Annotated in this window: 21 protein-coding genes and 1 tRNA gene; 17 read left to right on the plus strand and 5 right to left on the minus strand. The window is 70.0% G+C overall.

What is annotated here, in order from left to right:
- The first annotated feature begins 50 nt into the window (after window positions 1-50).
- The 11 genes from ACZ7CH_RS17625 (at window position 51) to ACZ7CH_RS17675 (ending at window position 9,067) form a co-directional block, all read left to right on the plus strand.
- Entirely contained in the window at window positions 51-1,181 is a 1,131-nt protein-coding gene (locus ACZ7CH_RS17625) for a type IV toxin-antitoxin system AbiEi family antitoxin (protein WP_470374339.1), read from the plus strand.
- Window positions 1,178-2,002 carry a hypothetical protein gene (locus ACZ7CH_RS17630; RefSeq protein ID WP_470374340.1) on the plus strand — a complete coding sequence of 275 codons (825 nt, stop codon included), beginning with the start codon at window positions 1,178-1,180 and terminating at the stop codon, window positions 2,000-2,002. The genes ACZ7CH_RS17625 and ACZ7CH_RS17630 overlap by 4 nt, the downstream gene beginning before the upstream one ends.
- Window positions 2,003-2,018: 16 nt before the next feature.
- Window positions 2,019-2,870 (plus strand): hypothetical protein, encoded by an 852-nt coding sequence (locus tag ACZ7CH_RS17635; protein ID WP_470374341.1) that lies wholly within the window; start codon window positions 2,019-2,021, stop codon window positions 2,868-2,870.
- On the plus strand, window positions 2,867-3,217 hold the full coding sequence (locus tag ACZ7CH_RS17640; RefSeq protein WP_360385934.1) for a hypothetical protein: 351 nt from the start codon (window positions 2,867-2,869) through the stop codon (window positions 3,215-3,217). The genes ACZ7CH_RS17635 and ACZ7CH_RS17640 overlap by 4 nt, the downstream gene beginning before the upstream one ends.
- A 109-nt stretch (window positions 3,218-3,326) precedes the next feature.
- Window positions 3,327-4,268: an AAA family ATPase gene (locus tag ACZ7CH_RS17645; protein ID WP_360385936.1), complete on the plus strand. Its 942-nt coding sequence runs from the start codon at window positions 3,327-3,329 to the stop codon at window positions 4,266-4,268.
- A complete protein-coding gene (locus ACZ7CH_RS17650) occupies window positions 4,265-5,494 on the plus strand; it encodes a DUF58 domain-containing protein (RefSeq protein ID WP_470374342.1) in 1,230 nt (409 codons plus the stop codon). The genes ACZ7CH_RS17645 and ACZ7CH_RS17650 overlap by 4 nt, the downstream gene beginning before the upstream one ends.
- Complete coding sequence (locus ACZ7CH_RS17655; RefSeq protein ID WP_470369455.1) at window positions 5,488-5,949, plus strand: hypothetical protein; 462 nt, start codon at window positions 5,488-5,490, stop codon at window positions 5,947-5,949. The genes ACZ7CH_RS17650 and ACZ7CH_RS17655 overlap by 7 nt, the downstream gene beginning before the upstream one ends.
- Before the next feature lie 142 nt (window positions 5,950-6,091).
- On the plus strand, window positions 6,092-7,417 hold the full coding sequence (locus tag ACZ7CH_RS17660) for an NAD(P)/FAD-dependent oxidoreductase (protein WP_360385942.1): 1,326 nt from the start codon (window positions 6,092-6,094) through the stop codon (window positions 7,415-7,417).
- A gap of 231 nt (window positions 7,418-7,648) precedes the next feature.
- Window positions 7,649-7,771 carry a hypothetical protein gene (locus ACZ7CH_RS17665; protein ID WP_360385944.1) on the plus strand — a complete coding sequence of 41 codons (123 nt, stop codon included), beginning with the start codon at window positions 7,649-7,651 and terminating at the stop codon, window positions 7,769-7,771.
- Window positions 7,768-8,871 carry an ATP-grasp domain-containing protein gene (locus tag ACZ7CH_RS17670; protein ID WP_360385946.1) on the plus strand — a complete coding sequence of 368 codons (1,104 nt, stop codon included), beginning with the start codon at window positions 7,768-7,770 and terminating at the stop codon, window positions 8,869-8,871. The genes ACZ7CH_RS17665 and ACZ7CH_RS17670 overlap by 4 nt, the downstream gene beginning before the upstream one ends.
- A 119-nt stretch (window positions 8,872-8,990) precedes the next feature.
- Window positions 8,991-9,067: transfer RNA gene (locus ACZ7CH_RS17675), tRNA-Leu, on the plus strand.
- Window positions 9,068-9,222: 155 nt separating this feature from the next.
- Here the strand turns inward: ACZ7CH_RS17675 and ACZ7CH_RS17680 are convergent.
- Window positions 9,223-9,702, minus strand: coding sequence for a very short patch repair endonuclease (locus ACZ7CH_RS17680; protein WP_470374343.1), 480 nt, complete (start codon window positions 9,700-9,702; stop codon window positions 9,223-9,225).
- A gap of 103 nt (window positions 9,703-9,805) precedes the next feature.
- Here ACZ7CH_RS17680 and ACZ7CH_RS17685 point away from each other — a divergent pair, with 103 nt between their 5' ends.
- Window positions 9,806-11,188, plus strand: a complete 1,383-nt coding sequence (locus ACZ7CH_RS17685) for a DNA cytosine methyltransferase (RefSeq protein WP_470374344.1) — start codon at window positions 9,806-9,808, stop codon at window positions 11,186-11,188.
- Between the two features lie 28 nt (window positions 11,189-11,216).
- On the opposite strand, the gene ACZ7CH_RS17690 is transcribed toward ACZ7CH_RS17685, so the two are convergent.
- Complete coding sequence (locus ACZ7CH_RS17690; protein ID WP_470374345.1) at window positions 11,217-12,026, minus strand: hypothetical protein; 810 nt, start codon at window positions 12,024-12,026, stop codon at window positions 11,217-11,219.
- A gap of 284 nt (window positions 12,027-12,310) precedes the next feature.
- Here ACZ7CH_RS17690 and ACZ7CH_RS17695 point away from each other — a divergent pair, with 284 nt between their 5' ends.
- The 4 genes from ACZ7CH_RS17695 to ACZ7CH_RS17710 all read left to right on the plus strand — a co-directional run bounded on the left by ACZ7CH_RS17695 (window position 12,311) and on the right by ACZ7CH_RS17710 (window position 20,165).
- Complete coding sequence (locus tag ACZ7CH_RS17695) at window positions 12,311-13,015, plus strand: hypothetical protein (RefSeq protein ID WP_470374346.1); 705 nt, start codon at window positions 12,311-12,313, stop codon at window positions 13,013-13,015.
- Window positions 13,016-13,064: 49 nt separating this feature from the next.
- Complete coding sequence (locus ACZ7CH_RS17700; protein ID WP_470374347.1) at window positions 13,065-14,459, plus strand: ParB N-terminal domain-containing protein; 1,395 nt, start codon at window positions 13,065-13,067, stop codon at window positions 14,457-14,459.
- Window positions 14,456-16,282, plus strand: a complete 1,827-nt coding sequence (locus ACZ7CH_RS17705; protein WP_470374348.1) for a DEAD/DEAH box helicase — start codon at window positions 14,456-14,458, stop codon at window positions 16,280-16,282. Before ACZ7CH_RS17700 ends, ACZ7CH_RS17705 begins: the two co-directional genes overlap by 4 nt.
- Before the next feature lie 298 nt (window positions 16,283-16,580).
- On the plus strand, window positions 16,581-20,165 hold the full coding sequence (locus tag ACZ7CH_RS17710; RefSeq protein ID WP_470374349.1) for a DUF4082 domain-containing protein: 3,585 nt from the start codon (window positions 16,581-16,583) through the stop codon (window positions 20,163-20,165).
- A gap of 6 nt (window positions 20,166-20,171) precedes the next feature.
- On the opposite strand, the gene ACZ7CH_RS17715 is transcribed toward ACZ7CH_RS17710, so the two are convergent.
- Window positions 20,172-20,852: an SDR family NAD(P)-dependent oxidoreductase gene (locus ACZ7CH_RS17715; RefSeq protein WP_360385950.1), complete on the minus strand. Its 681-nt coding sequence runs from the start codon at window positions 20,850-20,852 to the stop codon at window positions 20,172-20,174.
- Entirely contained in the window at window positions 20,849-21,598 is a 750-nt protein-coding gene (locus ACZ7CH_RS17720; RefSeq protein WP_470374350.1) for an inositol monophosphatase family protein, read from the minus strand. The genes ACZ7CH_RS17715 and ACZ7CH_RS17720 overlap by 4 nt, the downstream gene beginning before the upstream one ends.
- 116 nt (window positions 21,599-21,714) lie before the next feature.
- Here ACZ7CH_RS17720 and ACZ7CH_RS17725 point away from each other — a divergent pair, with 116 nt between their 5' ends.
- Window positions 21,715-22,560, plus strand: a complete 846-nt coding sequence (locus tag ACZ7CH_RS17725) for an SGNH/GDSL hydrolase family protein (RefSeq protein WP_470374351.1) — start codon at window positions 21,715-21,717, stop codon at window positions 22,558-22,560.
- Here ACZ7CH_RS17725 and ACZ7CH_RS17730 read toward each other — a convergent pair.
- Window positions 22,514-23,662: a PucR family transcriptional regulator gene (locus tag ACZ7CH_RS17730; RefSeq protein WP_470374352.1), complete on the minus strand. Its 1,149-nt coding sequence runs from the start codon at window positions 23,660-23,662 to the stop codon at window positions 22,514-22,516. The two genes, ACZ7CH_RS17725 and ACZ7CH_RS17730, sit on opposite strands and share 47 nt — an antisense overlap.
- Window positions 23,663-23,674 lie beyond the last annotated feature (12 nt).

Raw genomic sequence — 23,674 nt, forward strand, 5'->3', positions numbered from 1 at the left:
GTGACGGCAATGGTCGCCTTGGAGCTGTTCCACGAATTAGCATGTTCCAGGTGTCACGGAACGGCGAGGAACGCGGAACAACCACAGTTGAGCTGGTCGGCTCCTTCGAGCGACTGGTTCGCTCCTTGCTGCCGTCCACGTGGTCAGTGCGGCATGAACTGCGTCCGCGCGCTTCCGGAGGTCAACGCCTCCTCGAAACTGATGCGGGCGTGGTGGTCACGGCACCGGACGGGACGAGTGTGATGGTCTTGGTCGAGTGCAAGGGCGTGGTCGTGCCGCGGGACGTCGCGCGGATCGCCAAGAAGTTGGACGCGCACACAGCGGCCATGTCAGGCCATCACATTCCTGTTCGCGGGGCGGTGGTCGCCACGCCGTTCGTGTCGCCGACCACGCGCGCGCAGCTCGACCAGCACGGGATCGGCTGGTTCGACCTCACCGGGAACCTGCGCGTGCGGCTCGACGAACCCGTGGTCTTCCTCGACCGGTCCGGAGCCGAGCGCAGCGGGTTCCGCGATCCCGCCGATCGACTGCTCAAGTCCCTCCGCGGGCCTGCCGCCGCCAAGGTCGTGCTCGAACTCGCCGAAACCGCGGTGCCGGTGCGCGTCCGCGAACTCGCGGAGCGCGCGGAGGTCGGCGTGGCCACGAGCGCCAGGGTGTTGGAGCTGCTGGATCGTGAAGCGGCGATCACCAGGAGCGAGGACGGCGCTGTCGTCGCGGTCCGCAAACGACTGCTCCTGGAGCGCTGGGTGCAGGACTACAACGTCATGGCTTCGAACGAAGTGATCACGACGCTGGACCCGAGGGGACTGAGCCACGCGCTGAAGTCGTTGGCAGACCTCAAGACCTCAGTCGTCGTCACCGGTTCGGCAGCGGCGCGGGCGTATCTGCCTGACCACATGACACCTGTGTCGCCGATCGTATCGCTGAGCCTGTACGCCGAAGACCCCCTCGAACTGATGAAGCAGCTCAGCTTGAGAGCCGCTGATCGTGGAGCCAACGTGCTCGTCATGAGGCCGTACGACGAGGTCGTCCAGCGCAGGTCACGCCTTGTCGACGGCGTCGAGTACGCACCACCTGCCCAGGCTGTGGCGGATCTGCTGACAGGGCCTGGGCGGTCGACCGAAGAGGCCGAGCAGCTGATGGCGGCGCTCGCCCTGAGCGAACCGGGTTGGGAAGGATGATCCCGCAGGAGTACGTCGAGGCGCGGTCGGTGCTCCTCGACGCCCTGGAAGGGCTGGGACCACACCGGGAAGCGCTCGTTCTGGTTGGCGCACAGGCGGTCTACCTGCACACGGACGTTGCGGACTTCGTGACGGCGCCCACCACCACAGACGCGGACCTCGCGCTCGTTCCCGGATGGCTCGCGGACGAGCCGTCGATCGTCGACGCGATGCACGCGGCCGGGTTCTTCCCGGGTGGGCAACCCGGTAGCTGGAGGGGCCGCGGCGACATCACGGTCGACCTCATGGCTCCGGAGGCCCTGTGCGGCGCAGGAGGTCGGAGGTCCGCTCACCTGCGGCCACCGCACCAGGCCACGGCGACGGCTCGCCGAACGCCCGGACTGGAACCCGCGGTGGTGGACAACGAGGTCCGCTTGATCCGGGCCTTCGACCGCGCCGACGCCAGGGCGTTCGAGATCAAGGTGGCGGGACCGGCGGCTCTGGTCGTCTCCAAGGTGGTCAAGATCGCCGAACGGCGTGAGCAACAGCCGCATCGGTTGAAGCCGAAGGACGGCCTCGACGTGCTTCGGCTGCTCCGCTCCGCCGACCTGCCGGCGCTGGCCGCGAGTTTCACGACGATCGCGTCGCACGACCTGTCGCGTGCCGTGGTCGCGGGTGCCGTCGAGGACCTCCGCGAGCTGGCGTCCACACCAGAGGACCTGCTCCCGCGTCTGGCGGCGGACGCGGAGAGGGGCTTCAGCGATCCGGACGAGATCAAGATGTCGATGGTGCTGCTGGTCGGCGACCTCTTGGAGGAGTTCCGCCGTCTGCACCGCGGATGACCGGCCGCTGAACGCGTTGACCGTCCGCCACGAGGACGGCACGCTGCTCGGCCACCCGCTGTACGAGGAGTTCAGCGAGCCGCTGTGTGCCGGGCTGCGGCTGCTGGACCAGGCCGCGAGCTGGCCGGGGCGGCGGGTCGAGTTCTGGAGGACCGGCACGAAGAGCACACCCGGCGCCGCGCGGTGTTCCCGCACCGGGACCGACCGGCTCGATCCTGCGAACCGGTGGGGAAACGCGCGCGGGCGTGCGACGCTGGCGCGCATGAGGTGGTGGCGGGCCGGTGTGGCCGTCGCGGCGCTGCTGGTCGTGGCCGCCGCGGCGAGCGGGGCGTCGCCGGTGCGGTTCGTGCCGCGCACCGGCTCCTCGCCGCCGCGGCCCGCCGACAACTCGCTGCCGGTGGACCTGCAGGTGCCCGGTGAGCTGCCGGACGTGGTGGCGGTGCCGTTCACGGTGTTCCTGTTCGTGCTGCTGGTGCTCGTCCTGTTCGGACTGGTCGGCCTCGTGCTCGCGGTCGAGCTGCCGCGGTGGCGCCGGCGCGGGGGCATCCGCGGGGTAGAGGTGGGGGACACCGCGCTGCCGCCGGAGCAGGCGCTCGTCCGGCGGGCCGAGAAGGCGTTGCAGGAGTTCACGGAGCACCCGGACCGGCCGCCGCGGGACGCCGTCATCGCTGCCTGGCTGGCGCTCGAAGGAACACGTACGCGCGAGCCGCACCAGACGCCGACCGAGTTCACCGGGGGCCTGGGCGTCGACGCCGACGTGCTCAGAGGTCTCTACCAACGCGCGCGGTTCGGGCACGAGGACGTCACCGCCCAGCAGGCGCGCGCCGCCAGGGACGAGCTGGACCGCATCATCAGGGAGCTCGCGTGAGGACCGTTCTCGCACTGGGCGCCGGGGTCGTCATCGGCGGCGTGCTGTGGTGGCTGGGCGCCACGCCGCTCTGGGCGACCGCGCTCGCCGTGCCGCCCGCCGCGTTCGCCGTGCTGGTCACCCGGCTGCCCAGGGCCACCGACGTGCTGTGGAGCGCGGGACCGCAGGTGCCGGGCTCGATCAGCACCGCCCACGCCAGCACGCTCGCGAGCAGGCTGGAGGAGGCCGCGGGGGACCAGACCCGGTTCGACGAGCGGTTCCGCGCGCGGTTGCGGCGGCTCGGCGTCGACGCGGACCGCATGCCGGACCCCGCGGACCTCGCGGAACGGCTCAGGAGGGTCGAGTGAGGGTCCGGGAGACCGGCACGCACGGCGTGTGGCTGCCCGAGGCCCTGCCGGCGCTGCGGCGCGTGCGGAGCACCGGGACCGCGGCGGACGAACCACCCGGGAGGGGCGAGTGACGATCGAGCTGGAGGCCGAGGCCGTTCTCGACGAGATCGGCCGGGTCGTGGTCGGGCGGGGGCGCACGGTGCGGCTCGCGCTCGCGGCGGTGCTGGCCGGTGGCCACGTGCTGCTGGAGGACGTGCCGGGGCTGGGCAAGACGCTGATCGCCCGATCGCTCGCGCAGGCGCTCAGCCTCGACTTCCGGCGCCTGCAGTGCACGCCCGACCTGCTGCCCGCCGACGTCACCGGGTCGTTCCTCTACGACCCCGGCACGCGCGAGTTCGAGTTCCGCGAGGGGCCGGTGTTCACCGGGCTGCTGCTGGCCGACGAGATCAACCGCACGCCGCCCAAGACGCAGTCGGCGCTGCTGGAGGCCATGCAGGAGCGGCAGGTCACGGTCGAGGGCCGCACGTTCGCGCTGCCGGCGCCGTTCCACGTGCTGGCCACCTCCAACCCGGTGGAGTACGAGGGCACCTACCCGCTGCCGGAGGCGCAGCTCGACCGGTTCCTGGTGCGGCTCGACATCGGCTACCCGCCGGTCGACGAGGAGGTCGAGGTCCTGCGCAGGCGCATCGCCCGGCAGCGCGAGGACGCCGAGGTGCCGCCGGTGCTGGCGCCCGGCCGGCTCGCCGAGCTGCAGCGGGAGCTTGAACTGTCCACTGTGGACGAAGACGTGCTGCGGTACTGCGTCGACCTGGCCCGCGCGACGCGGCAGCACCCGTCGGTCGAGGTCGGCGCCTCCCCGCGGGGCGCGCAGGGGCTCGTGCTCGTCGCCCGCGCACTGGCCACCCTGGACGGACGCGGCTACGTGCTGCCAGAGGACGTGAAGGAGTGCGCCGTCGCGGTCCTCGCGCACCGGCTCGTGCTGAAGCCGGAGACGTGGACCTCCGGCGTGAGCGGCGTGCAGGTCGTGACCGAGCTGCTCGGCAGGGTGCCGGGACCACCGAGCGCATGAGCAGGGCCGACCGGGTTCGCGAGGCGTTCGCCGCCTCCCACGGCGCGCACTGGCACCCGACCGACGCCTACGTGCGGGCGGTGTGGCTGGGCCTCGGGCTGGTGCTGGCCGGGCTGTTCCTGCACGAGGTGGAGCTCGTCCTGTTCGGCACCCCGCTCGTGCTGTCGGTGCTGCTCACGACCAGGCCGAAGGGCACGCCGACGGTGGAGGTCCGGCCCGTCCCGCGCGGTGCGGGCGCAGGGCTCGTGCACACCGTCGCCCACGTCGAGGGCGCCGACGCCGAGATCGCCGTCGTGAAGCTGTCCGGCAAGGTCGTCGCGCTGCCCGCCGAGGTGCCCGACCTGCCCGTCGAGGTCCGCCGCGACGCCTGGGGACCCGGCGTCGACCTGCGGCTCGACCACCTCTTCGCCGGACCGGACGGCCTGCACGTCCACGGCCCGGTCGTCGGCGTCGAGCACGTCCGCACGATCCTGCCGCCGGTCGAGCACCACCCGGCCGGCCCGCTACCGCCGCGCCCGGCCGGCCTGGTCGGCGTCCACCGCTCACCACGCCCCGGCGACTCGACCGAGCTGCGCGACATCCGCGCGTTCCAGCCCGGCGACCGGCTGCGGCGGATCGACTGGCGGGTCACCACCCGCACCGGCGCGCTGCACGTCCGCGAACGGCACGCCGAGGCCGACGCGGAGGTCGTGCTGGCGGTGGACACCAGGACCGACCTCGGCGCCGAGGTCGGCGAGTGGGCGTCGGTCCGCCACGGCGCCACCACCCGCCTGGACGGCAGCCTGGACCGCTCGGTGCGCGGCGCCGCGTCGATGGCCGCCGGGTACCTGCGGCAGGGCGACCGGGTGGCGCTGGTGGACCTGGGCCGCCCGCAGCTCAACGTCCGCTCCGGCGTCGGGCGCCGCCACCTGATGCGCATCCGCACGCAGCTCGTCGTGTGCGCGCAGGCCGCGGGGTGGTCGGCCAAGCCCGTGCTGCGCGCCCTCCCGCACGGCTGCGTGGTCGTGCTGCTGTCGCCGTTCATCGACGACGACATCGCCGACCTGGCCGTGCAGACGGCGAAACGCGGTCACCTGGTGCTGGCGGTCGACACGCTGCCCTCGCCGCTCGAACCCGACCGCGAGACCCCGTGGGGTGAGGTGGCGGCGGAGCTGATCGCCGCGGAGCACCGGGTGCGGCTGCGGCGGATGGCGCGGCACGGCGTGAGGGTGACGAGCGGATGCTGATGCGGCTCGCGCTCGTCCTGGCCGCGCTCCCGGTGGCCCTGATCCTCAACGCCGAAGCGGACTCGATCGTGCCGCTGGTCGTCGTCGCGGGGCTGACCGCGTTGTCGGTGTTCCTGCCGGCGAGCGCGGGACCGGCGTTGCTCATCGGGTACGCGGCGGTCACGATGGCGTTCGGGGACGGGCACCCGCTGCGGCTCGGGGTGCTGGTGATGATCCCGTTGTTGCACCTCGTTCACGTGACGTCCGCGCTCGCGGCGGTCGTTCCGGTGAAAACGAATGTGGAACCCGCCGCGCTGAAAGCACCGGCACGCCGGTTCGCCATTGTCCAGACGATCACATTCGTTGTTGCGGCGTTCACCGCGTTCATCCCATCAGGGACTCGGACCGGGCTCGTGGAACTGCTCGGCCTGGGCTCTCTCACGGTGCTCATCGGGGTCGTCGCACTGAGGATCTGAACCGTTCCTCTCAGCGAGAACCGGTCGAACCGGGCTCCCGGCGCAGGTCAGTGCCGAGGGTGTCCGGCGTCACCCGGCGACGGTAGTCACAACGGCCCCTCCGGACGCGCGAAAAATGGGGTCGTGGTGCAACCATGTGTGTATGGCTGCTGTGAAGTCGCAACCCACGCGAATCGTCATTGTCGGCGGTGGGTACGTCGGGATGTACACGGCTCTCGGACTGCAGAAGAAGCTGCGTTCCGGTGAGGCGTCGGTCACCGTCATCGACCCGCAGCCGCACATGACCTACCAGCCCTTCCTGCCAGAGGCGGCGGCCGGCTCCATCGAGCCGCGCCACGTCGTCGCCCCCCTGCGCAAGGTGCTCAAGCGCTGCCACGTCGTCACGGGCCGCGTCACCAAGATCGAGCACGCGCGCAAGATCGTGACCGCCGAGCTGTCGGACGGCCACGTCGAGGAGATCGAGTACGACGTGCTCGTCTCCGCGCTGGGTGCGATCTCGCGCACGCTCCCGATCCCCGGCCTGGCCGAGGTCGGCATCGGCATGAAGACGATCGGCGAGGCGATCTACGTCCGCAACCACGTGCTGTCGCGCCTGGACCAGGCCGCCAGCACGAACAACGCGGACCTGCGCAAGAAGCTCCTGAGCTTCGTCGTGATCGGTGGTGGCTTCGCGGGCATCGAGACGCTCGCCGAGCTTGAGGACATGACGCGGTATGCGCTCAAGTACTACGAGGGCATCAAGCCCGAAGAGATGAACTGGGTCCTCGTCGAGGCGATGGGCCGGATCATGCCCGAGGTCTCCGCGAAGCTCGGTGCGTGGACGGTCGAGGCGCTGGAGAAGCGCGGTATCAAGATCTACCTCGACACCCGCGTGAAGTCGCTGGAGAACGGGCACGTCGTCCTCGACGACGGCACCGAGTTCGACTCCGACACGATCATCTGGACCGCCGGCATGAAGGCGAACCCGGTGCTGCGCAACACCGACCTGCCGCTCGACGAGCGCGGTCGCGTCCGCTGCACCGCCGCCATGCAGGTGCAGGGCCTCGAAGGCGTGTGGGCCGCCGGTGACTGCTCCGCGGTGCCGGACCTCTCGCGCACCGACGAGGACCCGACGGCGACGTGCGTGCCGAACGCGCAGCACGCCATCCGCCAGTCGAAGCTGCTCTCCAAGAACATCGTCGCGTCGCTGCGCGGCCAGAAGCCGAAGGACTACTTCCACAAGTACCTCGGCTCGGTCGCCGGCCTCGGCCTCTACAAGGGCGTCGCGGACGTGTTCGGCCTGCGCTTCAAGGGCCTGCCGGCGTGGTTCATGCACCGCAGCTACCACGTGGCGTTCATGCCGACCGTGAACCGCAAGCTCCGCGTGCTGATGGACTGGACGCAGGCGCTGTTCTACGGCCGCGAGGTCGTGGCGCTCGGCCAGATCAACGACCCGAAGTCGGACTTCGACCGCGCGGTCCAGAGCTGATCCTGGTTCGGTCCAGTGGGCCGAACGCGTGACCGCCACTCGCTGTGAGTGTGAAGATGCCCCGGACGACACCTCGTCCGGGGCACTCTTATGGCCCAGAGGCGGAACTTGAGCGCCCAATCGGAGTAAAGCGCTGACGCCTGCCTTGACATTGCGTTACGTGAACCTGAGACTACGGCTGGTGCATCACCTGAATGCGTGGTGCGCCCGTGTGGGAAAGAGGTGATCCCGATGTCTCTCGAGGAGCTGGCCGCACAGCTTCGTCGCGGCGAGATCGAGGACCCCGCGTTGGCGCGGTACGCCGCGGAGTACGCACAGGCGGGGAAGAGTTTCAGCAGCAAGAAGGACGATTGAGCAGGTCGGCTGACGGGCGGGTGCCGAGTGCCCCGTCCGAGGCTGCCAGACCACTGCTGCTGCAGGGTCAGGACTACCTCTTCCGCTCTCCTCCCAAGTGCCTGGACTTCCAGGAGCAGGTCCACCGCCTCGGCATGGTCGACGAGGGCGACGGAAACCCCCAGCCGTGCGTGCTGGTCCTGGCGCGCGCCGCCGACATGGAGATGAACGAGCTCTCCATCGCACTGGCCGAGCGCGGCATCCGGATGGCCCGCATCGACGCCGACCGCTGCGTCGACCTCCCGCTGTCGGTCTACACCGACCAGCCCCTCGTCGAGCTCGACCGCTGGCTGCTGCGCCCCCTGCTGGTCTGGCGCCGCCACTTCGAGCTCTCCGCGGTCCCCGTCGAGCCCGGCACCCTCGCCGGCGCCTACGCGGTCGATCAGTGGGCCTCAGTGGCCAACTGGCTGTCCTCCCGCTCCGACTGGGCCCACGTGAACCCCTCGCGCTTCTCGACGCACCTGGACCGCCTCACGCAGCTCTCCGACGCCGCCGCGTTCGGCCTGCGCGTGCCCCGCACCGCCGTGACGACCCGCCCCGGCCGCACCCGCCCCGGCGGTGGCCGCTGCATCGTCAAGACCGCGGGCCGCCACCTGCTCGAACCCCGCCCCGGCGTCCAGCACGGCCTGTTCCCGCGCCCGCTGGAGACCTCCAGGGCCTCCGACGCCCCCGAACCCGCCCCGGTGATCGTGCAGGAGTACGTCCCCTCCGACACCGAGCTGCGCGTCTTCGTGATCGGCGAACGCTGCATCGCCTACCAGGTCGACAAGCTCGACCCGGCCCAGCTGTGGGTGGACCCGGACGCCGTCCGCGTGACCCCGACCTCGGTCCCCACCTCGCTGTCGGACCGCCTGCTGGCACTGGCCCGCCACTGGCGCGTCCAGGTCGCCGCCTTCGACCTCCTCGTCACCGGCCGCGACCACGTGTTCCTGGAGATCAACGTCAACTGCGACTGGCGCTGGTTCGAACACCGCGCCGGCGACAACTCCGTGTCCGCCGCCGTCCACGACTGGGTCGCGCTGCGCTTCAAGGAGCTGCTCGGAGCGGGGAGGACGCGCTGATGTTCGGGTCCGTTCGATGCTTAGCCGGATGCTCGCTCTAGTCCAATTCACTGGGCCGCTCGGGCGAGAAACGACCATCCGCGCACACAAGCCGACGATCAAGGCCTAGGCTCCCCGTCGCCCCCGTAGCCCAATCGGTAGAGGCAGGTCCCTTAAAAGGATCACAGTACGGGTTCGAATCCCGTCGGGGGCACCATGCGCATCACCCGGTCGACCACGGCGTTGACCAGCGCGACCGTGCCGCAGAGTTGATCTTGTAACCGTCGGTGACAACCATTGGTCACCGATCTTCCGCGATGGTGCAGAAGTGCGTTTTCAGGTCGGCGTGAATGCGTGCACTCTCATCGGAGATCAGTTAGGTTCGAACCCGTGTTCGACGGCGGTCGTGACGCGCTCCACGGCGGCGTCCAGGTGCTCGTGCTCCCAGATGCGGATCACGGACCACCCCGCCGCGGCCAAGACCTCGTTGGCCCGCTGGTCCCGCTCCACGTTGCGCCGCAGCTTCGGCGTCCAGTACCAGTCGTTCGTCGTGGGCTGTCGTCCGTGTTCAGGGCAGACGTGCCAGAAGCACCCGTCGACGAACACCGCGATCTTGCGGGCGGTGAAGACGATGTCCGGCCTGACCTTGACACCGTCCTCGAACCGCAGCAGGTGGTCTTTCCGGTACCTGAAGCCGCGCCGGTGCAGCGCGCTGCGCAGCGCTACCTCGGGTTTGGTGCCGGACCTGCGGTTCGCCTGCATGTTCCGCGACCGGCCCTCGTTGAGGGGTGCGGGATAAAGGCCTTTGGCGTGGGCCTTCTCCCGGCGAGCGCTGTGATCTTCGTCCGGCACGCTCATCCCGTCTGGCAGGCGCCTTTGCGCTGTTCGTGGTCAGTGCCGGAAGATACCCCAGGCCGCGCATGCGCCTGAAGACTGAAGTACGAGAGGAGGGCCTGTGGAAACCCCTGAGTCCGGCAAGCCGTTGAAGGTCGTCGAGATCTGCGCCGGCGCTGGTGGACAGGCTCTCGGGCTGATGCAGGCCGGGTTCGAGCACGAGCTCGCGATCGAGCTGGACCCGACAGCGGCCGACACCCTCCGGCTCAACCTGCGTGCCCGGCACGGCATCGCCGCCAAGCCCGAGCTGAAGCCCTTCCGTGCGAAGCCCCGCCCCAGGAAGCCGGTGCCCGAAGCTGCCGCGGTCGAGATCGTCGACGGCGTGATCACGGGTGACGTCGCGGCCCCCGAGGTGTGGGACAAGGCGCACAAATCAGGCCTCGCGCTTCCGGAGAGCTTCGACCTGCTGGCAGGGGGCGTGCCCTGCCCGCCGTTCAGCCTGGCCGGGAAGCAGCTCGGATCAGCCGACGAGCGCGACCTCTTCGCCTGGGCCGTCCAGCAGTGCCAGACGCTCAAACCTCGCGCTCTGCTCCTCGAGAACGTGCGCGGGCTGAGCATGCCGAGGTTCTCCGGGTACCGGCAGGAGATCCTCGACAAGCTGATCGACATGAAGTACGTCGCCGAATGGCGGTTGCTGCACGCCTCCGACTTCGGTGTGCCGCAGCTGCGTCCCCGGTTCGTCCTCGTGGCGCTCCAGGAGGAGTTCGCTCCCTACTTCCACTGGCCCGAGTCCCAGGGGAAGCCGCCCACCGTCGGCGAAGCCCTGCGCGAGCTCATGGGGGCGCGCGGCTGGGAAGGCGTGGACGAGTGGGCCGCGAAGGCCAACGACATCGCCCCGACGATCGTCGGCGGCTCGAAGAAGCACGGTGGTGCTGACCTGGGGCCGACTCGGGCCAAGAGGGCGTGGGCTCAGCTCGGGGTCGATGCCATGGGCATCGCGAACGAGGCGCCGGCACCGGGCGCCGACTTCGGTGACGCACCCGGCCCGAAGCTCACCACGGAGATGGTGCAGCTGCTGCAGGGCTGGCAGCCGGCCGAGTGGCAGTTCGTCGGGCTCAAGACCTCCAGGTACCGGCAGGTGGGCAACGCGTTCCCGCCGCCCGTCGCCAGGGCCGTGGGTGCCGCGATCAAGTCGGCGCTGCTCAAGGAGGGCACCGCGGTGGACCGTGAAATCGACACCGATCACGATCCGGTCTACCGGGCCCTTCGCAACGCCGGCGACTTCCTGACGGCCGCGCAGATTTCCAGGGCGATCGGTTTCGAGATCGAGGCACACGAGCTGGAGCGCCGAATCTCCTTGCTGAGCAAGGATTTCGACGTCGAGATCCAGGTCGGCAAGAGTGGCGTGGCCGCGTTCAAGATCGGGCGGTTCAAGGCGTTCGTCGGGCAGGCCGACCACGTCCGGCACGATCTCTTCAGCCTGAACAAGTCGAAGATCAGCTGAGCGGCGGTCTCGCCGGCACGATCGTTCGCTAGCGAACGATCGTGCGCAGCAGGATGTCGGCGTACTCGGGCAATCCGGTGGCTTTGAGCTCGATCGCAAGTTCGACCGCTTCTTGGGGCGTCCGGTCGCGACCGTAGATGTTGACCAGTGTTCCCGCGATGTCGTCCTGCCCGCGATGGCGCAGCTCGGCCAGGAACGCGGCTGTCCACGCCGCCGGGTGCTCGTCGGGGATGTGCCTCAGGCCGTCGAGCACGGCCGCGTGGTCGCCGCCGGAGGACAGGCTGATGTACTCCTGTGCCGCCAGCGACTGCTCCACCCGCTTCTCAAAATCTTCACTCGGCCGGTCCCCGTCGGCAGGGGGGACCGGCAGGTGCGCGGCCGCCGACGTTCGAGGATTCTCGACGACCTGCGGCGTCCGAGTTGACGTGGCCAGATCGTGCTTCAGCTGCTCAACGGTCCTCATCAGCTCCCCGTTGCGGTGTTCCAGCTCCACTCTCCTGTTGCCCCTGGAGGATTCGGCGGCATCCCGAAGTGCGCAAAGCCGCTCCAACTCCGCGACATCGGTTGCTTTTCCGGCGTTGACCAGCGTGTACAGCGCCTCCAGCAGTTCAGCCGACGGGACGCGCTTGCCGTTGAGGTTGCGCGACAGGACATCGGCCGTCACCGGCTTGTGGTAGCCCCCTCCGCCTTTGCTGATGGGCTCCGCCAGCTTGCTGGCCAGGACGGCGAGCGACAGCTTCGGCTCAAGGCGCTGATGCAGTTCCCGCAAGGCTTTTGCCAGCTCCCGCCGTTGCTCGGTGCTCGCGTTGTCGGTGTTCCCCACGTCGCCCAGCCGCATCCGCAGTCCCCCTGGCGTGTCTCATAGGAGCGTTCGATCGTACTCGATTGGAAGCGTCGAACATATTGCTCGTCTTGTCGAGCAACATCGCATAACGGGCAATTCGGTATCCGATGTTGCGCCTATTTTCGCGCAACATGAAGATATTGGAATTGCTGCTAGCTTTTTGGCTGCTGATGATGTCTAGTTAGGCCTCCAAGTCCCAAAGAACACGCACGGCGCGATGACGTCGCACGGACACATGTTCCATCGGTGCCTTGTCGTCGATTGGATTCGTGCTGCAGATGAGGAGGACCGGAGTGCCGACCATGCCGTCGTGGACCGACGAACGTTTCGGAAGCATGATCCGGGTGGCGTTGTGGCTGGAACAGGTGGTCGGGGTGGGCAACGTGTTCACCAAGGCGCGCCTGCGCGAGGCGTTCCCCGACGTGGCTCAGATCGACCGGCGGGCCAGGGACCTCCGCGCTCACGGCTGGAAGGTCGACACCAGCCGTGAGGACCCGTCACTGCGGCAGGAGGAACAGCGGTACGTGCTGAAGGGCGCCGAGGTCTGGTTGCCCGGTCAGGCCAAGGCCAAGTCGAGGGCGAGCCTGACCGCTGCGCAGCGGAGCAAGGTTCTCCACGACGACGGTTTCCTGTGCAGGACCTGCGGCATCGCGCCGGGTGACCCCTACGAGGACGACGACATGGCGACCGCGCAGCTCGACATCGCACGACGGCTCGTCCGCTTGCCGGACGGCACCACGGACACGCAGCTCATCGCTGAGTGCAACCGGTGCCGTGTCGGAGGGCGCAACCGCACCGTGGACCTCGGCTCGGTGCTCCGCGACGTCGAGCTGCTGGGGCCTCTTGAGCGCAAGGTCTTCATGGGCTGGGTCGCCGCGGACCAGCGGAAGCTCGGCGGGCTGGAGCGACTGTGGGGCAGGTACCGCGCGTTGCCGGCCGACTCGCGGGCGGCCGTGCGTGACGAGCTCGGTGCAGGCAACTGAACGGGGAGAACGAGTAACAGTGCAGGAGTACCCACCTCCACCGTCGGCGATGGAGTTCAGCGACTTCGTCAAGAAGCGCCTCGCCGACACGCGGACAGCCGCGGGAACCAGGGAAACCGTCACCGTGGAGTGGCACGACCAGCGCATCCACGTCGACGTGATCGACGTGCCGCTGGCCATGCTGCTGTTCAACCCCGCGACGCACCGCATCCGCGCCCAGCGCGAGCACTACCCCGAACGGGACAGGTGCTTGCACGAGGACCCGTACAGCAGCGACAGCCAGGCGTACCTCAAGCACCTCCTGCAGGCCGAGCCGGCAAACCCGGACAGGCGGGACCCCGCGTTCGACGACCTGCTGCTGAGCCTGAGGGAGTTCGGGCAGAACGATCCCGGCCTCATCACGCACGACGGCATCCTGGTGAACGGCAACACCAGGGCCGCCGCGCTGAAGGAGATCGGCGTCCAGCACATGCGGGCCGGCGTGCTGCCCGAGTCGTTCACGTGGGCGGACATCAACGCGGTCGAGCTGTCGCTCCAGCTGCGCAAGGACCACCGCCGCGACTACAGCTACGTCAACCGGTTGCTGGCCATGGAGGAGCAAGCATCTCTCGGCATCTCCCCGGAGGACATCGCGAAGGAGTTCAGGATCCGGGTGTCCACCTACGAGCAGGAACGGTGGATCCTGGGTGAGCTCCGGGCGCTGGTCGACCGCAGCAGGTCCGGTGAACGAGGTCCCTCGTTGCGGCTGATGGACTTCGAGGCCCACCAGGAGAAGCTCAAGGAGCTGCACCGGGCGTACGTCAAGAAGAGCGCGGCGAACCCGGACGAGGCGGACCTCTTCAAGGAGGTGCGGCTGGCTGCCATCACCCTCGGCTTCTCGAAGACCGACGTCCGCCACATCGAGGAGAACTTCTACGAGGCCTACCTCAGCCGGACGCTGCCGGCACACCTGCGCCCGGCCGGAACCGTTGCCGCTGCGCCCGTCGTGGTGCCCGGGCTCGGCGTTTCGGTCTCGGCCACGTCGTCGGTCATCGCCACCGCCCGCGCGCTGAACGACAAGGTCCTCCGGTCGAAGGCTGAAGCACAGGCCGCGTCCGACGCGGACGCAGACGGTCAGCTCGCGGCGCAAAGAACGTTCACGGAGCTCAAAGACGTGTTCAACGACGCGATCGACCTCGCTGGGCGCGACGCGCGGGTCCGGAAGAAGAAGCAGTTGGCGCCGGCCAGGCTGGCCGATGCCTGCGCGAGCATCGACCAGTGCGTGGTCGACCTGGTGCAGGCCCGTGCATCGCGCGCCCTCGACGAGGAAGCTTTCGACGACGCCGTGGTCAAACTGCGCGAGAGCCTGCGAAAGCTCGCTCACCAGGCTGGCCGCGGTGTGCAGGACCCCGGTGACGGCGTCAGCTGGCTGATCGACGCTGCCGGGCTGGGGGGAACCAGGTGACCGACGCCTCGGTGCAGCCGTCGCTGCGTCTCGACTTCAACGAGACCAGGACGAAGGTCACGCTGAGAACGACTCCCGAGCACCGAGCGGACCTCGTCCAGCTGGCGACGCGCTTCCGCACCGGTTCGCAGCTGGCAGTTCTCGAGGTGGCCGTCGATCTCGAAGAGCTGCTGGCGCAGCTCGGCGTGCTGTCGACCTGGCCGCGGCCGGAGACCGTGGTCTGGTCGGAGGAGCTGGCTGATCTCGTTCGCGGCAACGTCGAGGACGCGGAGGTCGTGAGGCAGCAGCTCAGTGAGCCGGGCTCCGCCATCGGCCTCCCCGCTGACCGGGTGGCCGATGTGCTCGGCGACGACTGGATCGGCAACCTGCGGGAGTTCCAGCGCCGGGACATCGGCAAGCTGCTGGCGCTGCGGCACGGCGCCAACTTCAGCGTTCCGGGTGCGGGTAAGACCAGGGTGGCGCTCGCCGTGTACGCGGCGCAGCGGAAGGAGGGGAGGGTCAGCCGTCTTCTGGTCGTGTGCCCCAAATCCGCCTATGACTCCTGGTTGTTCGAGAGCGGCGCGTGCTTCGAGCGCCCGCTGCGCACCCTCATCCTCGACCGCGGCATGGACCCGTGGGCCGAGGTTCTGATCATCAACTACGAACGGCTGGCGCGTTCGCTCGGCACGCTCGCGTCCTGGCTGAAGGCCAAGCCCTCCATGATGATCCTGGACGAGGCGCACCGCATGAAGCTGGGTTCACGCGGCATGTACGGCGCCGCGTGCATGGCGCTGGGACCGCTCGCCCGGCGACGGCTGATCCTCACGGGTACGCCTGCACCCAACGGGGCCAAAGACCTGGAAAGCCTGATGGGTTTCGCCTGGCCCGGGTACGGCCACCGCACGGTCGCGTCCGCGGTGTCGGGCGGCGATCTCTCGTACGCCAGCACGGTGTTGCGGCCGCTGTTCGCCCGCACGACGAAGCTCGAGCTCGGCCTGCCGCCGATGGAGCCGAAGGTGCGCTACGTCGACATGCCGCCCTTGCACGCGCAGGTGTACGACGCGCTGGTGGGGAAGGTGGCGCTGCAGGGGATGCGGCACGACCTGGGCACGCTCGGCAAGACGGCGTTGCGGTTGCTGATGGCGGCCACCAGCCCGGCTCTCCTGGTCGAAGGTGTCTCGAGGTACGAGCCTCTGACCTATCAGTTGCCCCCGCTGGAGGAGGAGATCCCCAACGCCGGGTCGATGCTCGACCTCATCAAGCGGTTGCCGGACTTCGAGTTGTCCCCGAAGTACAAGGAGACCGTCGCCATCGTGGCGGCGAATGCCGCGAAGGGGCGCAAGACCCTGGTCTGGACGACTTTCGTGCGCAGCTTGAACACCCTTCAGAAGCTGCTGGCGGAGTACCAGCCAGCAGTGGTGTACGGCAGCAGCGGCAACAGGAGCGAAGAGCTGGAGCGGTTCCAGAACGATCCGGACTGCCTGGTGCTGGTGTCCAACCCCGCGACGCTGGGTGAGGGCATCAGCCTGCACCACGTGTGCCATGACGCCGTCTACGTCGACCGCGACTTCGCGGCCGGGCGCTTCCTGCAGAGCCTCGACCGCATCCACCGCCTCGGCCTCGCCCCTGACACCGAAACACGCGTGACCGTTCTGGCCGTCCGGAACACGATCGACGAGGTCGTCGAGATGCAGCTCGGTCAGAAGCTCGAGTTCATGGGGAAGATCCTCGACGACCCCTCGGTGCAGGTGCTCTCGGACCTCGAGGAGGAGCCAGCGGTCGCCAGTGGGCTCGAACCGGGCGACATCCAGGCTCTGCTCAGCCACATCCGATCTCCGCGTTAGCCCGCTTGCGCGCAGATCGCGTGTTCCTCCGCGCGCGGTCAGCCACTGCGAAGCGCCCGGCGAGGCGCTCGTCGTGTGGAACGCAGGACCACCTCGGGCCCCGGCGCCCGGCCGGTCCTGCGTTCTGTTGATGCCGAGAGTTCTCGCAGCTCAGACCCCCTCCGTTACAGGATTTGGCAAACCTTTCATCGTCAACTAATCCATTCGGGTGTCAGCGTGCCCACTGGGCTAACGACGACTACGGAGAGGCATACATCCCGGTCACGAGCATGTCCAGAGGGGGACGAAGGGGGCCGGGATGCCGAACCCGATCGTGACCGAGAACCAGTTGCCGGGGAGTCCGAAGTCCGAGTGGGACGGCATCAGCGGGGCCGCTGATCCCACCCTGGCGGGCTTCACCACGAAGCTGAGCGTCAACAGGGGCCAGACGATCGACTTCAAGATCCACTCGAACTCCGCGAACTACCGCATCGACATATACCGGCTCGGTTACTACGGGGGTGCCGGCGCGCGGAAGGTGCACACGATCCAGCGCACCACCTCGTCGGTGCAGCCGGCCGCGTTCAACGACCTCGGCACCGGGTTGTGGGACGCGTCGAACTGGTCGGTCACCGCCTCGTGGGCCGTGCCCGCGACCATGGTGTCCGGTGTGTTCCTCGCGAAGCTGGTGCGGCAGGACGGGGTCGCGGGGGCGAGTCACATCCCGTTCGTCGTGCGCGGCGACGGGACGCAGCGCGACATCGTCTTCCAGACCTCGGACACCACCTGGCAGGCTTACAACGGGTGGGGTGGCGCGAACCTCTACGGCGGCAACGCGGCGACCGGGACGCCGACGGGGCGGGCGTTCAAGGTGAGCTGCAACCGGCCGTTCAGCACGCGGCTCGCGCAGGGCGGTGTGGACGCCGGGCCGCAGGACTTCGTGCTCAGCGCCGAGTACGCGATGATCAGGTGGTTGGAGCGCAACGGGTACGACGTGGCCTACGTGACCGGCCTGGACGTCGGGCCGGGCAACTACGTCCTCACCAACCACCACGTGTACCTCTCCGTCGGGCACGACGAGTACTGGTCGGGGGCGCAGCGTGCGCGCGTCGAGGCGGCCAGGGACGCGGGGGTGCACCTGTGCTTCTTCAGCGGCAACGAGGTCTACTGGCGGGTCCGCTGGGAGCCCGACGTCACCGGCACGCCGAACCGGACCATGGTCTGCTACAAGGAGACCAGGAACGCCGCCAAGATCGACCCGAGTCCGGAGTGGACGGGCACCTGGCGCGACCCGGCGTTCTCACCGCCCTCGAACGGCGGCGTCGCGGAGAACCGGTTGACGGGCACCAGCTTCTCCGTCGACTCGCACCAGGCCGACCGGATCGAGGTGCCGGAGGCGTACGGGAAGCTGCGGTTCTGGCGCAACACCGGCATGGCCGCGCTGACCGCGGGACAGGTCGGGTACGTCGAGGACGGCGTGCTCGGCTACGAGTGGGACGAGTCGCCGGACAACCGGTTCCGGCCGCCGACGCTCGTCAAGCTCTCCCGCACCGACCGGTTCATCGGCGCCAAGTACCTCCTCGACTACGGCACCACGACCGGTGACGGCGACGCCACCCACCACCTCACGCTCTACCGGGCGCCCAGTGGTGCCCTGGTCTTCGGCGCCGGCACGGTGTTCTGGTCGTTCGCACTCGACGCGGTGCACGACTACACCAGCACCGACCCGTCCATGCCCGTGGTGTCCGAGGACCGCGACGCGCAGCAGGCGACCGTGAACCTGTTCGCGGACATGGGTGTGCAGCCGGAGACGTTGCAGGGCAACCTGACGCCCGCCACGGCCTCGACGGACACCACGCCGCCGGTCACGGTGATCACGACGCCCGCGAACGGTGCGACGTTCACACAGCAGGCGCAGGTGATCATCAGCGGCACGGCGAGCGACGTCGGCGGCCGCGTCGCGACCGTCGAGGTGTCCACCGACAACGGCCAGTCCTGGCGGGCGGCCACGGGTACGACGAGCTGGTCGTTCTCCTGGTGGCCGCACCTGCCGGGCACGTACGCGGTCAAGGTGCGGGCCGTCGACGACAGCCTCAACGTCGAGAACGGGCCCACGCGCACGGTGACGGTGACGCCCGCGGGCTCGGTGCGGCTCTTCCAGCCCACCGACGTGCCGTACGGGCTGCACGCGCCCGACGAGAACCCGCTGGAGCACGGCATGCGGTTCTCCGTCAACACGCCCGGTTCCGCCACCGCGCTGCGGTTCTACAAGAACCCGTACAACACCGGTGCGCACACCGCCCGGCTCTACAACGCGGCCGGCACCAAGCTCGCCGAGGTGGGCTCCACCGGTGAGACCGCGAGCGGCTGGCAGCAGGTGAACATCGCCCCGGTCGCGCTGACGCCCGGCGAGACCTACACCGTCAGCGTGCACTCGGCGAAGTTCGAGAACTCCGACCACAACTTCTTCCACGTCCCGCGCACGTGCGGTGCGATCACCGCGCCCGCCGACGCCGGCGTGTTCCGCTACGGCGCGGGCGGCACCATGCCCACCGAGACGTTCCTGAAGTCCAACTACTGGGTCGACGTGGTGTTCGCGCGGGCGGGCGGTGCTGGCAACCTGGCGCCCGTCGCGGTCGGCAACAGCGGCTTCACCACGCCGGTGGGCACCGCGCTCACGATCCCCGCGGCGACGTTGCTGGCCAACGACTCCGACCCCAACGGCTACCCGATCTCGATGGTGTCGGCGGGTTCTGCCACCAACGGCACGGTGAGCTTCGACGCGGGCGCCCAGACCGTCACGTTCACGCCCACCGCCGGTTTCTCCGGGCCCGCGAGCTTCCAGTACACGATCACCAACGGGTTCCTGCAGTCCTCGACGACGGTGAGCCTGAACGTCGGTGTCGCGATGACCACGCAGTCGCTGTTCACCGGCGCCGACGTGCCCGCCATCCCGAACTCCACCGACAACGGCCCGGTCGAGCTCGGCGTGAAGTTCCAGTGCACGGTGGCGGGGGCGAGCGCGACCGGTGTGAAGTTCTACAAGGGCACGCTGAACACCGGGCCGCACACCGGCCGGTTGTGGAGCGCCACCACCGGCGTGCTGCTCGCGACCGCCACGTTCAGCGGTGAGACGGCGAGCGGCTGGCAGAGCGCGGCCTTCCCGTCACCGGTGTTGTTGACGCAGAACCAGTTCTACGTCGTCTCGTACCACACGACGACGAAGTACTCGGTGACCGAGAACGGGTTCACCTCGGCGCGGACGGCGGGGCAGCTCGTCGCACCGTCGAGTGCGAGCGCGGGCGGCAACGGCGTCTTCACCTACGGCCCGGCGGGCAGCTTCCCCTCGTCGTCGTTCGCGGCCAGCAACTACTTCGTCGACGTCATCGCCGCGGTCCCGGTGCAGCCGTCGGCACCGGTCTCGTTGTTCAGCGGCTCCGACGTGCCCGCGATCGTGAACTCCGGCGACGTCGGCCCGCTGGAGCTGGGCGTCAAGTTCCGCACGTCCTCGGCGAACGCCACGGCGACGGGCATCAAGTTCTACAAGGGTTCCCTGAACACGGGCACGCACGTCGCGCACCTGTGGAACGCCGCCACGCAGCAGCTGCTCGCCACGGCGACGTTCACCGGCGAGTCGGCGAGCGGCTGGCAGACGGTGACCTTCGCGAATCCGGTGCCGTTGACGGCCAACACCACCTACATCGCCGCGTACCACACGACGACGCGCTACTCGGTGACGAACGGCTACTTCGCCAATGCCAGGGTGGTCGGCTCGCTGACGGCGCCGTCGAGTGCGAGCGCGGGCGGCAACGGGGTGTTCGTCTACGGCCCGGCCGGGTCGTTCCCCGCGTCCAGCTTCGACTCGACGAACTACTGGGTGGACGTGGTCGTGCAGGCCGGCTGAGCAGGGCTACCAGGTGGGGCGTGCGGTCACCCCGCCGTCGACGACCAGGTCGTGGCCGGTGATCCACGCCGCCAGGTCGGAGGCGAGGAACACGCACGCGTTCCCCACGTCCTCGGGCGTGCCGAGGCGGTGCAACGGGGCGGCGTCGTGCCAGCGCGCGACGCCCTCCGGCCACTGCTCCTCGATGCCGGGGCGGCTGATCAGGCCGGGGGACACGGTGTTCACCCGCAGCCGCGGCCCGTACTCCTGGGCCGCGGCCCGCGCGTGCACGACCAGCGCGGCCTTGGAGGCGCTGTAGTGGGCGTGGCCCGCGGCCGGGTGGGTGCCCTCGATCGACGCGATGTGCGTGATCGACCCGCCCTGCGGCAGGACCTCTGCGGCCGCCTGGGTGACGGCGAACGGCCCGGTCAGGTTGATGTCCACAACGGACTGCCAGGACTCGGTGCTCATGCCCGGCAACGGTTCCACGGGCTGCACACCGGCGTTGTTCACCACCGCGTCGAGCCTGCCGTGCAGTGCGAAGGCCTCCTCGACCACGCGCCGCGCCGCGAACCGCAGGTCGCCGTCGGCACGGCCGCGGTGCGGCACGACGACGGCGCCGGCCGCGGTGAACCGGCGTGCGATGCCGGCCCCGATCGTGCCGCCCGCACCGGTGACCAGGACGACCCGGCCGCTGAGGTCGATCACGAGACGATGCCCTCCAACCGGTCGCGCAACCAGTCGACGATCTCACCACGGCCGGCCACGAAGCCCGCCGCCCCCAGCGCGTCGCCGCCGACGTGGTGGAACACGCCGCCGGCCGCCCGCACCAGCACCGCGCCGGCCGCCACGTCCCACGGGTGGATGCCCAGGTTCGCCGCCGCGTCCGCCCGCCCGGCCGCGATCCAGGCCAGCGACAGCGCCGTCACGTACACCCGCCGCACGTCCGCGACGGCGAGCAGGTCGGCCAGCAGCTCCACCTCGCCGCTGTAGGGGCTGCCGGGCAACGGGACGTCGGTCAGCACCACCGGCCGCGGGCTCGGTCCCGGCGGGATCACCAGCCCGGCCGACCGCACCGCGAACGGCACGCCCTCGGCCGCGGTGAACAGCTCGTCGCGGAACGGGTCCAGCACGCACCCCGCCACCAGCCGCCCGTCCACCGCCGCCGCCACCGACAGGCACGCGAGCGGCAGCCCGCGGACGAAGTTGCGGGTGCCGTCGATCGGGTCGACGTACCAGGTGATCCGAGCCTGCTCCGCGCCCAGCTCCTCGCCGACGACGGCGGAACCGGGCACGTCGAGCGCACGCCGCAGGAACGCCTCGATCGCCAGGTCGGCACTGCTGACCTGGTCGAACGCGCCCTTCGCGGCAACGTCCACCGGCAGCTCGCGCAGCAGCTTCGCGGCGTCCACGCAGGCCTGCGCGGCGAGGTCGAGGAGTTCGCCAGGAGTCACGCCCCCATTGTGATCGGTCACAAACCCGACCGGCCGACTCTGGGCAACGTCCCACCCGCGCACGTGACCGGAACCACCACGATGAGCTGACCTGACGACGACGTTGGAGGTTCGGGATGCGGATCGTGGCCGGGTTGGCTCTGGTGGCGGGTTTGGTCGCCGGAACAACCACCGCCCAGGCGGACACCGTGGAGTACGTGGCACTGGGCGACTCGGCGGCGGCCGGTCCGCTGGTCCCGGCCCAGGACCCGGCGCTGTGGTGCCTGCGGTCGGCCCGCGACTACCCGCGGGTGGCGGCGGAGCTGCTCGGCGCGCGGCTGACCGACGTCACCTGCTCCGGTGCGAAGACCGACGACTTCACGGGCCGCCAGTTCGGGTTCGTGGCACCGCAGTTCGCCGCGCTCAAGCCGTCCACCGACCTGGTGTCGCTGACGGTCGGCGCCAACGACGTCGGCCTGTTCCAGACGGCGTTGAGCTGCATCAACCTGCTGCCCCAGCCGATCGGGGTCTCCTGCAAGGACCGCTACACCTCCGGTGGGACGGACCGGCTGGCCGCGGCCGTGGACGCGTGGGGGCCGGAGCTCGGCGCCGCGCTCGACGAGGTCAAGCGCCGCTCACCGCGGGCGAAGGTGCTGGTCACCGGCTACGGCACGTACATCAGGCCGGGCGGCTGCTACCCGGTGCAGCCGGTGTGGAGCCGGGACGCCGACTACCTCCAGGGCGTGCTCAACCGGGTCAGCGCCACCGCGCGGGCCGAGGCCCAGAAGCGCGGCGCGACGTACGTGGACTTCGCCGCCGTGACCACGGGCCACGACATCTGCGCCGCACCCGCAGACCGCTACCTGGAGGGGTTGGTGCCGACGACCGCCGCCGCGCCGCTGCACCCCAACGCCGCCGGCATGGCCGCGTTCGGCGCTACGGTCGCGCGCGCCGCGCGGCCAGGGCAGCCGCCAGCAGCGTGACGTGCTCGATCCGCGTCGGGTCGAGGCCGGTGAGCTCCGCGACCCTGCGCAGCCGGTAGTCCACGGTGTTCGGGTGGACGTGCAGCTCGGTGGCGGCCGGCCGGCGCGACCCGCGCCGCAGGTAGACCTCCAGCGTCTGCACGAGCTCGTCGGACAACGCCGCCACGACCGCGGCCAGCGGTTCCAGCGCCGCGCTCGGCCGGGACAGCTGGTACTCCAGCAGCACGTCGGCCAGCCGGTACAGGCCGGGACCCGAGCGCACGGCGACGGCGAGCACCTCGCGGGCGAGCCCGGCGGCGGCCGCGACCCCGGACGGCGGGGCCGCGACCGCCGCCACCGTCAACGGCACCCCGGCGGCCCGCGCCGCGTCCGCCACGACCCGGTCGGCCCGTTCGTCCTCACCCGGCAGCAGCACGATCCCGCCGTCGGGGGTGAGCGCCGACAGGACCGGTTCGCGGCTGTGCCGTTCCAGCTCGGTGCGCAGCCGCCGCAGCTTGCGCCGCCCGGCCACGGCCGCGTCCACCCCGTCGGTCAGCTCGTCCGGGTGCGGCGGCACGTGCAGCGCCAGCACCACCACGGGCCCGTCCGCGACCCGCGTGCCGTCGAGCAGCCCGGTCAGCTGCGTGTGCCGCGCCGACCGCTCGTCGTCGAACATCGTCTGCCGCTCGTCGAGGTACCCGGCGCTCACCACCGGCGTCACGAGCTGCAGGTACCGCATGGCCAGCGCGTTGAGCGCCAGCACCTCGCCGACCTCCTCCGGCCGCGCCTCGGGCACCAGCACGTCCCACACCACCTGGATGCCCACGTGGTACGCCGTGAGCACGACGTCGACCGGCACGCCCTCCTCCGCACGCCGGGCCGCCGACTCGCGCAGGAACCGCAGCTCGTCGGCCGTCGGCAGCTCCCGGCTGCGCAGCACCCGCGCGAACGCCCGCAGCGTCCCCTCGATCACGCGGGCGATGTCACCGGAGAGCTCCTCGGCGGGCAGCTGCCGGTAGCCGGGCACCCGGTCGGTGATCTCCGCGAGCACGAGCCGCACGAACGACGGCAGCTCCGCGACGATCCGCTCGGCCAGCGGACGACCACCGATCACGAAGGACATCCGCCCATTCTG

The organism is Lentzea sp. NPDC037011, from assembly GCF_055607425.1.

Bases quoted from the DNA above. Each gene is read 5' to 3' on its own strand.
- ACZ7CH_RS17660 (WP_360385942.1), top strand. From the start codon at position 6,092: ATGGCTGCTGTGAAGTCGCAACCCACGCGAATCGTCATTGTCGGCGGT.
- ACZ7CH_RS17700 (WP_470374347.1), top strand. From the start codon at position 13,065: ATGGAGTTCAGCGACTTCGTCAAGAAGCGCCTCGCCGACACGCGGACA.
- ACZ7CH_RS17630 (WP_470374340.1), top strand. From the start codon at position 1,178: ATGATCCCGCAGGAGTACGTCGAGGCGCGGTCGGTGCTCCTCGACGCC.
- ACZ7CH_RS17665 (WP_360385944.1), top strand. From the start codon at position 7,649: ATGTCTCTCGAGGAGCTGGCCGCACAGCTTCGTCGCGGCGAGATCGAG.
- ACZ7CH_RS17695 (WP_470374346.1), top strand. From the start codon at position 12,311: ATGAGGAGGACCGGAGTGCCGACCATGCCGTCGTGGACCGACGAACGT.
- ACZ7CH_RS17690 (WP_470374345.1), bottom strand. From the start codon at position 12,026: ATGCGGCTGGGCGACGTGGGGAACACCGACAACGCGAGCACCGAGCAA.
- ACZ7CH_RS17655 (WP_470369455.1), top strand. From the start codon at position 5,488: ATGCTGATGCGGCTCGCGCTCGTCCTGGCCGCGCTCCCGGTGGCCCTG.
- ACZ7CH_RS17650 (WP_470374342.1), top strand. From the start codon at position 4,265: ATGAGCAGGGCCGACCGGGTTCGCGAGGCGTTCGCCGCCTCCCACGGC.
- ACZ7CH_RS17725 (WP_470374351.1), top strand. From the start codon at position 21,715: ATGCGGATCGTGGCCGGGTTGGCTCTGGTGGCGGGTTTGGTCGCCGGA.
- ACZ7CH_RS17730 (WP_470374352.1), bottom strand. From the start codon at position 23,662: ATGTCCTTCGTGATCGGTGGTCGTCCGCTGGCCGAGCGGATCGTCGCG.
- ACZ7CH_RS17710 (WP_470374349.1), top strand. From the start codon at position 16,581: ATGCCGAACCCGATCGTGACCGAGAACCAGTTGCCGGGGAGTCCGAAG.